Source organism: Paenibacillus sp. FSL R5-0517 (assembly GCF_037974355.1).
Lineage (GTDB): Bacteria > Bacillota > Bacilli > Paenibacillales > Paenibacillaceae > Paenibacillus.
The window spans coordinates 5590191-5603526 of record NZ_CP150235.1; the positions used below are offsets into that span (position 1 = coordinate 5590191).

The following is a 13336-nucleotide window of genomic DNA, read 5'->3' on the forward strand; positions in this document are numbered from 1 at the left end:
CCATCTCCGCTCTATTTAAATTGAACTAAACAATATTTACACTACACTCCGATGACAGAACAACCTTCCGATCGCTGTTATCCCCAGATTTTTTTGATTCCTTTAAATAGGGAAAATCCGGGGATAAAGGCGAACGCTCCGCTTCTTCAGGCTCTTTCTGTCCTCTCCGTTTTGTGTAAATGTTTAGTTCAATTTATATATTTAAAATTCATTTGTTCAAATGGTAGTTCATATTGGGTCTGCTTGAATGAGATTCCATCAAGATTCTCGGGAGCGACAACAGTGACACGCCCGTTGGTAATCGGAATGAACACCGCTTCATCATGGACGATCTTCATAATGTCAGCATACAGGGATTGGCGGGAGTCCTCATCCGTGGAGATCATGACCGCATCGATTTTCTTGTACAATTCATCCGCTTCGGCAATTCCGCTTGTCGTATGCTTGTATGCTGAATCTGACGTAAATGCAGCAATGGTACTCTGTGGATCATAGGCCAGTCCCCAGGTTTGATTAAAGAGCAGGTCATATTCCCCGGTGGCTCTCCGATTCGCAATGGAAGTGGACTCTTCGCCCAAGATTTCAAGCTGAATTCCCAATTCTTTCATGGAATACTGGATCAATTCGGCCTGTATTTTCTGTGAAGACGAATTGCTGTCATAATATAATTTCATGGCTAAAGGCTGACCGTTCTTCGTTCTCACAACTTCACCATCTGCCAATGCCCAACCAGCTTGGTCCAGAAGCTTTTTAGCCAATTCCGGATCATACTCCCGTTTCTTAAGGTCTACCTTGGCGTAATTGACATTGGCCGAAAATAGCGTATCCGCTACAGTCTGCGTTCCGTTGAAAATATCTTTACTGATCGTTTCCCGATCAATGGCAACCCATAGCGCTTCCCGCACTGCCGTTTCCTGAACCGGACTATTCTGGCGACTGCTGTTGGCTACGATCATATTGGTGTTCATCGCTTCACTTCGAACCACTTGATAATCACCAGATTCAGCTAATTGGTCCATGGCCTCGACATCGATACTATCTGCTCCCCGGTCATCGGTGAACACAAAGTTAATCTCTCCTTTTTGCAATGCCAGAAATGTTGTTTCCCCTGCCGGAAGAACCTTGGATGTGATCTTCTTAATTGCAGGTGCACCACCCCAATAGTCTTCATTGGCTTCAAACGTGGCGTTCTCTTCGACTTTATGAGCAGTAAGCTTGTAAGGTCCTGTACCATGGAAACCACTTACTCCGTCTTTGGTTCCGCCATCCTTGAAATCCTTGGGGGATAAGAAGACGTAAGGTCTTGTCATGGACAATTCCACCAGTGCCGGATAATAGGGTTCCGAAAGTGTGAGCTCCACCGTATGCTCATCGATAACCTTCACATTCGTGATTTTGGTAGACAGCTTGATCCAGGCATGTTTTTCAGCGTTGGCCTGTACTGCATCGATATTTTGTTTAACCGCCTCTGCGTTGAACGGCTCTCCATCATGGAATTTCACATCTTGTCGCAGATGAAAGGTATAGATCTTGCCATCCTCGGAGATATCCCATGATTCTGCCAGCAATGGCTTGATTCCATCAGGGGTGTTTTCCACCAGTGACTCATATACCATCCCTTGGGCAGGCATGGAACCTGTGTATAGATGGGGATTCATGTCATTAATATCTTTGGCAGAAGCATAGATAAGTTCCGTTTGTACCTGGCTATGGGCAGGCTCCGTTTGGGCGCTCTCTTTCTCTTTTGTGCTCTGAGCGCATCCTGCCAGCACCGTAATGGCAGATACCAGCAATAATATAGATGTAAAAGTAAGACCCTTTTTCACAACATTTCCTCCCGATGAGCAAATAAAATTCAAACATTACACAAGACCACTACGTGGTCAGAACAACCTTCCGATCGCCGTTATCCCCAGATTTTTTGATCTCTTTTCCAAAGAGAAAATCCGGGGATAAATGCGAACGCTCCGCTTCTTCAGGTTTTTTCTGCCCCCTCCGTTACTGTGTAAAACAAAATTTAATTTGCATTATTTAAATGTAACTAGACCCTACTACTTACAAGTCCGGTGCAGATCATGCGGATATCCTCTTCAAAGGATTGGATCACAAAGGCATCGGATAAACGTTGATCTGTTTTCGTACGGGCAACTTCCTGAATCTTCGCCTCGTATGTGGCGATAAAATGATCCATGGTTGGACAGCTCACATCCAGGTGTCTGGCTATGCCCTGAATGATTTTGATGCGGTAGTAATCTTCATTGGGCATACGGGGGATGTCCAGTTCCCCTTCGCGGTTCATGAACGTTTGACGGAATGGGACTGCTGAAAAGTCAAAATATTTGCCTTCCGAATCGGGTTCCGAGAATGGATCAATCAATAATGAGGTGTACCGTATGTATAATAAATACTCTTGATGAATGACCTGCAGCTGATTGAAATTCTCGATATCCTGGCGTGATATACTCTCTAATCGAACCGGATAGTTGTCATCCGTCATGAATTGAAGCAGGTTCACTCCCTGGATATGGAGTCGGTCCGTTATATTCATAATCTCCTGCCACTGTGCCCGCATATCCCGTATCAAAACTTGAGTAATCGGACCTTCGGGATACATCTTGTATACATATTTCTGAATATCCGATGCTTCAAAGATGGCCTTTAATGAGAAGTCGTTCATGAACAAGGGCGGATGCACATACAACGAGATATTTCTCGTTTCCGCCTCCAGTGGGGAAGTCATGACTTCCAACGCAATACCCAAACGCTCATAAGCTTGGCATAGCTTGTTAACCTGTTCAGACGGGTATTGATTGGAACCGATATAGACCTTTTTCTTGACCCCCGTTGTCATGACATGATTAGACGGATGTTCGTGCATCCAACGGGTATCTCCGAGGTAGGTCGAGAAACTGATCACTTCAGGCACTGTATTACGCTCTCTCATATAATGGGTCACTAATCGATTCGACCCAAACGTCGGAGAGACCAAAACGATACATTTCAGTTGTTTGATGAATTGTTCACTCATTTGTTCCAATACATCAATATAAGCATCCGTAGTTACAGCCAAAATGAGCGTGTCCCACTCACCCTGAATGGTGTCATATCCCTTGAACACATGATCAACGAAACATTCACCTGCAAGCGGTTGATGTTTCTCATTTTGAATGCTGACCTCAACACGCCCATTGCTCTGTTCAAGGGCTGCGAATACGGACGCTGAACGAACCGATGGTCTCCCCGCAATACCAATGCAGCAGTTGAGATAATCTTTGAATGTTACCGCAAGCTGAATGGATGCAGGGCCGGTTCCAAATATCAGAATTCGCTGAAGATTGCTCATAATAACCTCCTATATTCAAAGTTCAACCTGGAATCCATTTGGACGTACTTGAGACGCACTTGCATTCTATGCTTTCTGGTACAACGCAATATCGAACACATCATCCGGGCGCAGGATATGGTCTATCAGCTTCCACTTGGTACTGTCCGTCGCTCTCATCGGATAATTAAATAAGGACTTTAACTGGTCACCATATCTCATGGCTACAACCACCTGTGCATTTGTCAGGGCATGCAGTTGATCAAGCAGATCATATTTAGGGGCCACGGTAGAGCTGAAAATGATATGTGTTGCTTCCTTGGTATACTCCAGATTTTCCAGCAAGGTTGACTCCAGATGAATCTTCAAACCTGCGCCCAGCGTCTTTACCACCTTCTGCCCGAGTGTAATGGATTCTTCATCAATATCGATCCCGACAACCTGTGCACCTGTTCGCTTGGCGATGAGTAATGGTGTCATGGGGAAGGAACCGGAGCCTACCAGCAATACTTTGGAATCGGAGGTAACCTGGAAGCTGCCGAATTCTTTATCGATACACTCTTCGATGTTTCTGAAATAATCGGCAATCTGTACATCCCCGTTCTCTAACTTCAATGCACGATATTTCTCCATGATCGCCACACACTGGGCGGATTTATTTCTTAACTGCCATATAAGCGAATCCAGTTCTTCCAACTCCGAATGCCCCAACTGTTCCCAAGCTGCCTTATTCTCCGAATCGGTCACAAAGAGGGAGTAGTCATTGATCACAGCCTCCAGCTCTGCACTATGCTGAATCGTATGATCGTACTTGCTCGCGAGCTTATCGAATTTCTCTGCAAACTCACTCAAACATGTCTGAAAATGGACCAATGTGATCATTTCTTTTCCCCCTATATGTTGTCTCGATCATCTATCATGTACCTCATGCGTTTACAACGCTCCATTCTGCTGGAGCATCTATGAAGGCTTTGCCTTGTGCGACAATGCCAACAGATCCCTCAATCGTAATACTCTCAAGTTCCGCGGCATTCCACTGGACCATCACTTTGATCGCACCACCAGGCTGCTTGATGTACTGCGTAATCTGCCTCTGCTGGCTCCATGCGAGATAGGCACCCACGGAGGCCGTACCCGAACCACACCCTCTCTCCCAGATCAGACTATCCAGCTCTGGAACATAGATGAGAGGAGCCATTTCTTGCGAGTGCGATTGATATAACAAGATACCGATCAGCTTATCTCCCAGGGTTACTCCCAGTAACCTTGCAAGGGTCTGTGCCCTCTTCTTCATCGGATCGTCGAAGTCATCCACTTCAATCACGATATGGATGAACTCGGCGTACCGGATGATTACCATATCCAGCTCGATGCCTTCGTACCGGATGGTTCGCTGTTCAATCTGCTTTGGAACCGGCATGGTTACCCGGCAGTCATATTCATTCTGCTGCTTCTTCACATGGCACATGATCAATTGATCGATTCCGGAAACTTCCAGCACGATGTCCATAGATTTCTCTTGTGCCAGCCCTGCTTCAGATGCGTGGTGTGCTGCAAGTGCCATGCAGGCATTGCCACAGAACTCGCCGCCGGACATTTCCAGACGGGCCACAGCTTCCGGTCTCCTTGTTGGTTCAATGAATCCCACTTGCTCGGCGTAAACGTTATCATACGACATTAGGCGGGTAGCAATATGACTGTATTGCTCGGCTGCATGATCCGTTTTAACCAGAATCGTCATGTTTTGAGTGGGACTGAACTTGATAAAATCGATCTCCTGTTTCATCGCAGCGACTACTCCTGTTCTTCTTTTTTGTTTAATAGTAATAATTACGATTAAAAGGTCGAGAAAAATATAGCACATCCTTTTGGAAAGCGTCAACAAATATTTCCATTTTAAAAAGACTGCAACTCATTCGTTCCTTCATTTCCCCTCCTGCAAAAAACCAAACAGAGCTGACGTTTCTGCGCCACCCCTGCATAAATATACCATCTGATAAGATTAAACGAATTGATGTTCCTACCGCTCTTGCTATAAAAGAAATACAAAAAAAACGGTTGCCGCAGAACGGAACCGTTTCGATCTGGATAGGATACAAAATTCATTGTACCTATCACTCTTGATGTGCTTGCACATTGTGCAGTGCTTGCTCAGCTAATGCAGCCAGAAGATGTGCTCCCAGCGGCAATGCCCGTTCATCCACATCAAAGCCAGGGTGATGCCACTCATGCGGGCCAGAGGTGCCCAAGAAGAGGAACAGGCCCGGAACTTCTTTTTGATAAAAAGAGAAGTCCTCCCCTGCTGGAGAAGGCAGCGGTCTAACGCGATTTAATCCAATCTCACTTGCAATTTGTTCCGCTGCAAACGCGAGAGCTTCATCGTTGACCACGGCAGGTGGTCCTTGAATCCAGCGAACCGTAGCCCGTGTGCCATAAGCTGCCGCCACACCGGTCACCACCTGATTGAAACGCTCGCGAATCCGTGCACGCACTTTCTCATCAAAGGTGCGCACTGTGCCATCGAGTATCGCTTCATCTGGAATGACGTTCCAGGCTGTACCGCTGTGGAGCTTGGTAACGCTGATGACGGCGCTCTCCTGTGCTCCTACATTACGACTCACAATCGCCTGTAGAGCCGTAACGATATGTGCGGCAACCACGATCGGATCAATGCCTGCTTCAGGCACGGCTGCATGGGTGCCTACACCTTCCACTTTGACAACAAAACCGTCTGCGGCCGCCATCAATGCGCCTTCCCGAATGCCTACCGTACCCACCTGAAGATCAGGTTTGTTATGCAACCCGAATACGGCCCGAACATCGGATAATGCGCCGCTCTGGATCACTTGCCGTGCACCCGTTGCTTTTTCCTCCGATGGCTGGAACAACAAGCGTACTTTCCCCGGGAGCGTGGACTCGCGCTGTTTCAGTAATCGTGCAGCACCAATCAGAATCGCCGTGTGTGCGTCATGTCCGCAGGCATGCATCTTTCCAGCCACCTGCGAGGCAAATTCCAGCTTCGTCTCTTCCTGAATGGGCAGCGCATCAATATCCGCTCTTAGGGCGATCACCGGGCCGTCTCCTTGGCCTACTTCAGCGACAAGCCCTGTCCGCAGCACATATTCGTCTGCAATACGGACACCTTCCTCTTCCAGCCAGCTGCGAATGGCTGCCGTCGTTTCCTTTTCCTCGCCAGACAATTCCGGGTTGCGATGCAGGTGTCGCCGAATGGTGATTAAATGTTCCGCGAATGCTTCCTCCCGTTCACCGTGAAGCTCATGCTCGGGGCCCTGTATTTGCTCTACAGCCTGCTGCTTGGGCTGTTCCAGATCACTTTTCATCACATGGCCTCCCATTCGTATATATTCTCTGCTATATTAACTGCCTACTTCTATCCGATTGCGGCTTCCTGTGTCTTGGATTCCAGTGCAAATTCGCTTAGTCCCTGCTCTGCCAGAATTTCACGCAACAATTCAAATGAACGAATTCGCTTGGTAAAGTCCCGTGTAGCTGTAGTCACAATGAACTCTTCCACCGCAAAATCCTGCTGAAACTTCAGCAGTGCCTGACCTACGATTTCCTTCGTACCCCGGGTCACACTTGGCTCCAGAATCTCGATCCGATAGCTCTCGTTTGATTGACGTCCGAATTCTTCCGCCTGTTCCACAGAACCCACCGTCAGCACCTTTCCACTCTCCAGATGGATCTTCACCAGCATATGCTCGCTCGCAAGTCCTTCCGCTTCTTCCTCACTCTCCGCCACAATCAGGGATAAAGCCAGTGCAGCGTAAGGCACCCTTCCCTGAGAACGATCGAATTGCTCGCGATATACACGGATGGCCTCAAGCGCTACCTCAATATTACTGTTAATGAACAGTGAAAAAACATATGGGAGTCCCAGTTCCGCAGCCATGCCTGCACTATCAACACTGGCTCCAAGTACGTACAGTTCCGCTGGAATGTCGGACACAGGCGAAGCGCTGAGACCTGCAAGTGGATGGGATGGATCTTCAAACGGCTCATTGTGGATGTATCGTTTCACCTGAACAATTTTCTCTTGAAGTGATGCCGCACCCTGAATCCCTTCCTGTAACGCCTGTGTTGAACGCGGTAATCCACCTGGTGCACGACCAATTCCCAGGTCAACTCTTCCTGGTCCGAGCGCTGCGAGGATATTGAAATTTTCGGCGACTTTGTATGGACTGTAATGCTGGAGCATCACTCCGCCAGACCCCAGCCGAATCCGCTTCGTATGCGCAAGCAAGTGGGAGATGAGTACCTCCGGGGAGGAACCTGCAACATGCCCTGAATCATGGTGCTCCGATACCCAGAACCGATGGAATCCAAGCTGCTCTGCCCGCTGTGCCAGCTCAATCGTATGCCGAAAAGCATCCACCGCCGTTTCCCCTTCATAGATGGGAGTCTGATCCAAAATGCCCACACGAATACTCATATCCTTCTCCTCCTTGATTGTGCTGAACCGCTGATATTGAATCACTATTAAGTTGAACTAGAGATGTTACACGTTATCACTCCGATTGCAGTACCAGCTTCCGATCGCTCTTATCCCCAGATTTTCTGTACTCCCTTGGTGCAAGGGAAAAATCCGTTGATAAATTCGCACGCTTCGCTTCTTCAGATTGGTTCTGCACTCTCCGTTTTGGTGTAAAAGTCGGATTCAACATAGACGCTCTATAACTGTCGCAGCAGTTCCCCGAAGGGCTCTGCCAATGGCGAATATTCTTCCTTTAACGTGACAACGCTGATCTGCAATGATACACCTGCCACCTCATGTACCTGAATGGGGAACAACTCCTGATTCTGCACTTCCTTCTTCACCGTGAGTCCCGGGAGAAAAGCAATGCCTGCCCCTTGCATAACCAGTTTCTTCGCTGTCTCCGAATTGTCGACATGATATGTAATATTCGGAGGATGTTCCAGCGAGTCGAAAGCCCGGTGAATGCGAAGCCAGTCCAATGAACCACATTCGAAAAAGACCAGTTGCTCATGCCGGATCGCTTCCATGCTGACATGCCCGCTCTCCATGAATGGATGTCCTTTGTACACATAGAGCTGAATTGGATCTTCATAAAAAGCAACCGTACGGATCGCAGGATGCATCACCTTGCGTACAAAAGCAAGATCGATCTCCTGACCAAGCAATTTGGCAATCAGCTGATCCGTCGTTGCCGTCGTCAGTTTGATATTAATTTCGGGGTAAGCTTCCTTGATCTTGGGTAGAAAATCGGGAATGACATAATTCGAGACCGATACTGTACTCCCCAGTCGAAGTGCATCCGGTGTTGTCTTGCGTTGTTGAATCTTCTGCTTGCCCTTCTGAATGACTTGCAGCACTTGCTGCGCATACGGCAGGAATTTCCGACCTTCTTCTGTCAGGACAATTTGCTTGCCAAGCCGATCAAACAACTTGCAGCCCAGCTCCCTTTCCAGTGACTGAATGCGAGCTGTGACCGAAGGTTGGGACAAGAAGAGTACTTCGGCAGCCTTATTGAAGCTTCCATAATGATTGATATATACAAATGCTTCAATATTCTCGATATTCATGAGCGCCTCCGTATCCACGTCCGCAGACGTTTGATCTTATATTGATTTATCCAATACACTTACTTGGTTTTATGATATCGTAATCCCATCCTTTTCCAGTGTCAATCTCAATTCATCCAGCGAGCGATCCAGACGTGTAGTAATATCTGCCGAGAGTACGAATTGTCCATCATTCAGTCGTTCAATTCCCTGATCCACAGCATACACACCACCCAGGATATGTCTTCCACCAAGGGCCGCCAGTACAGGCTTCAATGCATAATCAATGGCGAGCAGATGAGCAATAGAGCCACCGATAACGAGTGGAAGTGTCAACTTGCCCCGTAGACCTTCTTGCGGAATCAGATCCAGGAACAGCTTGAGCACTCCCGAGTACGATGCCTTGTATACCGGCGTAGCTACAATGACTGCATCCGCGGCTTCAACGACAGCCAGTGCATCCCGAATGAATGAGCTGCCGAACCGGGCTTGCACCAGATCCTCAGCGGGTAGATCCGCAACATGAATGACTTCAACGGTGATGCCTGCCTCCGTTAATTTTTGGCTGCTGTAATCCGTCAGACCTGTCAAACGCGAACGTTTGGAAGGTGATCCGGCAATAATGACGACATGTGGCATAACGTATTCCTCCTCAAGCGTAAACTGCTGTCGCCGTCCTCTGGTGGCACAGCTACCGTTTCGCAGTGAAATATAAAAATGGATAGGGTGAAAATTATAACTTCTTATATTTTGGTATAGCGGTCAGGCCGCTCCTTTTACTTTGGGGTCCAACCGATCGCGAATATCGTCTCCAATCAGATTAACCGCCAGTACAAACAACGTGATCGCAAGCCCCGGGAACGTACAGATCCACCAGGCAACCGTTAGATACCCTCTACCTTGGGAGAGCAATGCACCCCAATCCGGAATTTCTTTCAACACCCCAAGCCCAAGAAAACTCAGTCCTGAACCCGTTAAGATCGATGTCCCTACGCCCAACGTAGCCATGACCAGCAACGGTGACAATGAATGTGGCAGTACATGTTTCCAGAAAATACGTGTATTGGAACCACCCAGTGAACGTGTCGCTGTAATGAAAGGCAGACCTTTGACCGATATGACTTGCCCACGCATGACCCGTGCGTACCCCGGAATGGAGGAAACAGCAACAGCCAGTGCAATGTTCATCAGTCCTGGCCCGAGAGCAGCGGCAACAGACAATGCCAGGAGCACGCCGGGTACAGCCATCAGAATATCAACAGCTCGCATGGTAATCGTGTCGACAATGCCTCCGGCATAACCGGAGATAATACCAAGCGCACTACCGACAATACCGCCTACAAGTACCGAAGCGAATCCAATGAGCAATGAATCTCTGCTCCCATGTACAACCACACTGAAGATATCCCTGCCAAAATAGTCCGTCCCGAACAGGTGTGCAGCGGAGGGAGCCTGCAGAATGGCATCCGTCATCATCTGCGTTGGATCATAGGGCGCAATCCATCCCGGCACAATCGCACATGCTACGGTAAAGACCACCACCAGCAATGCTGCATAAAAGAATAATCGGGATACCGCGAATGAGACGCGATAACGCCAAGGGCGGCGATTCCATAGACGGATACGTCCTGCACCGCCTGCCCATGCTTTTTTGTCACTAACCAAAGGTTTCATGCTCATGAGCAACAACGCCTCCTTCCATACTCCTAGTCAGGACACTGCTGACTATTCCATCCAATATCATGTTCGGACTGCACGCCGAACCCGGGGATCAATGTACGAATACGAAATATCCACCAGCAGGTTCAGGACCACATAGATAATGGATGTAAAGAAAACAACGCCTTGTACCACGGGCAGATCCTTGGCCATTAGCGCATCCGCAATGATCCGGCCGATTCCTTGTCTGGAGAAGACGGTCTCCACCACAACGGTTCCAGCAAGTAGATCACCGATCAGCATGCCGATTACTGTTACAGCAGGGATCAGTGCATTACGAAGTGCATGACCATACATGATGGCACGTTCCGAAAGGCCTTTGGCCCGTAAAGCCACGATAAACGGTTCGTTGATGACTTCCAGCATACTGTTCCGTACCATCCGTACAATAAATCCTGCACCCACGAGACCCAGTGTAGCCGCGGGAAGAACCAGTGAACTGAAACCGTCGGAACCCATGGCCGGGAACCAGCCAAGCTGTACCGAGAATAACAGGATGAGCAATATCCCCGTCCAGAAGGTTGGCATGGAGATGCCGAACAACCCAACGAGCCGGGCGACAAAATCAATTACGCCATTGCGATGAATGGCAGACAATACACCGAGTGTAATTCCGATTGTAATGGCAATGATTGAGCTGAGAGCAGTCAAAGCCATTGTAGCTGGAAAATGTTCCAGTATCTTCGGCAAGACCGGATCAGAATTGATCATGGATTTGCCAAAATCCCCACGCAGCATATCACCGAAATAGTTGGCAAACTGAATGTAAAACGGCTGATCCAATCCAAGCTGCGCCCGCAGATTCTCGATCATCTCCGGCGTAGCCGAGGATGGATCCAGCATGAGCAGAACCGGATCACCCGGCAGAAGATACATGATGCAGTATACCAGCACCGAAGCTCCGAAAATAACCAGAAGCGATGTTGCAAGTCTCGACAGTATCGTTTGAACCATACCGGGATATCTCCTTCCTGTATCTGGATTGACCCTTCATGCTAGGGCTGAATACGAACATCATTGAAGAGGGGATAACCCAGGGAATCAAACTTGATACCTTCCACCTTTTTGGATGCTGCAACGGTATACGGGAATACATAGATCGGCAGAATCACCGCTTGCTCAATCAGATATTGTTGAATCTGATTGTAGATCTCGACACGTTTATCCGCGTCACTCTCAACGGCCCCCTGCTCCAGCAGTTCATCGATCTTTGGATCAGACAAACCGGATAAGGTCGGACGCTGCCCCTCTGCACTCGTATGATAGAAGGCGTACAAGGCATTTGGATCAGAATTGACCTGGCTATTGCCATAGAGATCATAATCCCAGTTCTGATAGATGACCGTTGCTACGTCTTTCGTAATCTCCACTTCAACGGCGATGCCTACCTGTTTCAGCTGTTGCTGGATAATCGCAGCAATGTCATTGCGTTTCTCCCGATTGGGTGAACCATCGACATAACGCAGGGTCAGCTTCTGGCCGTCTTTGGCACGAATACCGTCTGCACCTTTCACCCAGCCTTGTTCATCGAGCAGCTGATTGGCTTTGTTGATGTCAGGGTTAATGCTTCCTTCCAGCGATGCATCATAACCCAGAATTCCAGGAGACAGTGCAGACCACGCTCGTTCGTAGTTGCCGAGATACAATGTTTTGACAATCGATTCCACATCTACGGCAGATTGTACCGCCTGTCTTACTTTCACATCATCCCAAGGCGCTTTGCGCAGATTGAAAAAGAGTGTGTACGGCAATCCAACTGTATTAGCCTGCAACAATTGTTGGTTCGGATCGTTCTTTAATGCAGCGATATTTTGCGGCGGAACGGTCTCGGCAGCGAGTACCTGACCACTCTGAACACTTCCAATGCGTGTCGCTTCTTCCGGTACGATCTTGAATGTGATCGTATCCACATGAGGTGCGGCTTTATTTTCAACCGTCTCAGGTCCCCAATTATAATCCTTGTTTTTGGCAACGACGATATCCGCATTTTCATCCCATTTCACAAAGGTATACGGACCTGTGCCCACCGGATTTTTACCTAACTGGTCGCCATATTTTTGGGCAGCTGTAGGGGATACGATCCCCAGAAGTGCCTGACTCAGATTGCCGAGAAAAGCCTGCGATGGTGAATCCAGATTTACCTTGATGGTATATTCATCAATGACCTCGGAGGAGCTATAGGGTCTAATCAGGGCTAGAGAATTGGCAGCTTTGGTGGCCGGATCAATCACTCGGTCCAGATTGTATTTCACGGCTTCCGCATTAAACGGCGTACCATCATGGAACTTCACGCCTTCACGCAGCTTGAACGTATAACTCTTGCCGTCCTCGGATACGCTCCATTCTGTGGCAAGCCAAGGTTTGATGGAGCCATCAGGCAGCTGCACAACCAGATTGTCGTAGATCGTCCGGATGGCGCGTACCGTTACGGCAAGCCCACTGCGATGAGGGTCCAACGTATCCGGTGAAGTCGCGAGTGCAAAAGTCAGGTTGCCTCCTTCGGCTTGCTCGCCCTGTTCTCCGCCCGAAGCCTGAGCAGCACCGTTCGCACTGCCCCCCGCCGCTGCTCCGCAACCGGATAATACCATCACCAATACTGCTGCCAATGCCATATATTTCATCCATGAGATAGACCTGTTCATATCGCTTCCCCCTCTGTGTATACAGGTGTCATTATAATGATGCGTATATCTAATACTTGATATATCCTATGAGTTAAGTCGGTTTTAAAATAGTGTGAATGGTTGAGTT

11 protein-coding genes are annotated in these 13336 nt (G+C 48.4%); all 11 read right to left on the minus strand.

Annotated elements, in window-relative coordinates; all coding sequences use genetic code 11:
- Nucleotides 1-188: 188 nt before the first annotated feature.
- Complete coding sequence (nikA, locus tag MKX40_RS24990; RefSeq protein ID WP_339237343.1) at nt 189-1826, minus strand: nickel ABC transporter substrate-binding protein; 1638 nt, start codon at nt 1824-1826, stop codon at nt 189-191.
- A 215-nt stretch (nt 1827-2041) separates the two neighbouring features.
- Nucleotides 2042-3343 carry an opine metallophore biosynthesis dehydrogenase gene (locus MKX40_RS24995; protein WP_339237346.1) on the minus strand — a complete coding sequence of 434 codons (1302 nt, stop codon included), beginning with the start codon at nt 3341-3343 and terminating at the stop codon, nt 2042-2044.
- Nucleotides 3344-3409: 66 nt separating this feature from the next.
- Entirely contained in the window at nt 3410-4204 is a 795-nt protein-coding gene (locus MKX40_RS25000; RefSeq protein WP_339237349.1) for an SAM-dependent methyltransferase, read from the minus strand.
- A gap of 43 nt (nt 4205-4247) precedes the next feature.
- Nucleotides 4248-5108 carry a diaminopimelate epimerase gene (locus MKX40_RS25005; protein ID WP_339237351.1) on the minus strand — a complete coding sequence of 287 codons (861 nt, stop codon included), beginning with the start codon at nt 5106-5108 and terminating at the stop codon, nt 4248-4250.
- Nucleotides 5109-5436: 328 nt separating this feature from the next.
- Nucleotides 5437-6663 (minus strand): amidohydrolase, encoded by a 1227-nt coding sequence (locus tag MKX40_RS25010; protein ID WP_339237353.1) that lies wholly within the window; start codon nt 6661-6663, stop codon nt 5437-5439.
- Nucleotides 6664-6713: 50 nt separating this feature from the next.
- The gene (locus MKX40_RS25015; protein ID WP_339237355.1) at nt 6714-7775 is read right to left on the minus strand and encodes an LLM class flavin-dependent oxidoreductase; all 1062 of its coding nucleotides are present in this window, start codon (nt 7773-7775) and stop codon (nt 6714-6716) included.
- 239 nt (nt 7776-8014) lie between these two features.
- Nucleotides 8015-8887, minus strand: coding sequence for a LysR family transcriptional regulator (locus MKX40_RS25020; protein ID WP_339237357.1), 873 nt, complete (start codon nt 8885-8887; stop codon nt 8015-8017).
- 69 nt (nt 8888-8956) lie between these two features.
- A complete protein-coding gene (gene ssuE / locus MKX40_RS25025; protein WP_339237360.1) occupies nt 8957-9505 on the minus strand; it encodes an NADPH-dependent FMN reductase in 549 nt (182 codons plus the stop codon).
- Between the two features lie 123 nt (nt 9506-9628).
- Nucleotides 9629-10546 (minus strand): ABC transporter permease, encoded by a 918-nt coding sequence (locus MKX40_RS25030; protein WP_339237363.1) that lies wholly within the window; start codon nt 10544-10546, stop codon nt 9629-9631.
- A 60-nt stretch (nt 10547-10606) separates the two neighbouring features.
- Nucleotides 10607-11539 carry an ABC transporter permease gene (locus tag MKX40_RS25035; protein ID WP_339237366.1) on the minus strand — a complete coding sequence of 311 codons (933 nt, stop codon included), beginning with the start codon at nt 11537-11539 and terminating at the stop codon, nt 10607-10609.
- A 41-nt stretch (nt 11540-11580) separates the two neighbouring features.
- Nucleotides 11581-13227: an ABC transporter substrate-binding protein gene (locus tag MKX40_RS25040; protein ID WP_339237369.1), complete on the minus strand. Its 1647-nt coding sequence runs from the start codon at nt 13225-13227 to the stop codon at nt 11581-11583.
- Between the last annotated feature and the right edge of the window lie 109 nt (nt 13228-13336).

Bases quoted from the DNA above. Each gene is read 5' to 3' on its own strand.
- MKX40_RS25040 (WP_339237369.1), bottom strand. From the start codon at position 13,227: ATGAACAGGTCTATCTCATGGATGAAATATATGGCATTGGCAGCAGTA.
- MKX40_RS25015 (WP_339237355.1), bottom strand. From the start codon at position 7,775: ATGAGTATTCGTGTGGGCATTTTGGATCAGACTCCCATCTATGAAGGG.
- MKX40_RS25035 (WP_339237366.1), bottom strand. From the start codon at position 11,539: ATGGTTCAAACGATACTGTCGAGACTTGCAACATCGCTTCTGGTTATT.
- MKX40_RS25010 (WP_339237353.1), bottom strand. From the start codon at position 6,663: ATGAAAAGTGATCTGGAACAGCCCAAGCAGCAGGCTGTAGAGCAAATA.
- MKX40_RS25020 (WP_339237357.1), bottom strand. From the start codon at position 8,887: ATGAATATCGAGAATATTGAAGCATTTGTATATATCAATCATTATGGA.
- MKX40_RS25005 (WP_339237351.1), bottom strand. From the start codon at position 5,108: ATGAAACAGGAGATCGATTTTATCAAGTTCAGTCCCACTCAAAACATG.
- MKX40_RS25030 (WP_339237363.1), bottom strand. From the start codon at position 10,546: ATGAGCATGAAACCTTTGGTTAGTGACAAAAAAGCATGGGCAGGCGGT.
- ssuE (WP_339237360.1), bottom strand. From the start codon at position 9,505: ATGCCACATGTCGTCATTATTGCCGGATCACCTTCCAAACGTTCGCGT.
- MKX40_RS25000 (WP_339237349.1), bottom strand. From the start codon at position 4,204: ATGATCACATTGGTCCATTTTCAGACATGTTTGAGTGAGTTTGCAGAG.
- MKX40_RS24995 (WP_339237346.1), bottom strand. From the start codon at position 3,343: ATGAGCAATCTTCAGCGAATTCTGATATTTGGAACCGGCCCTGCATCC.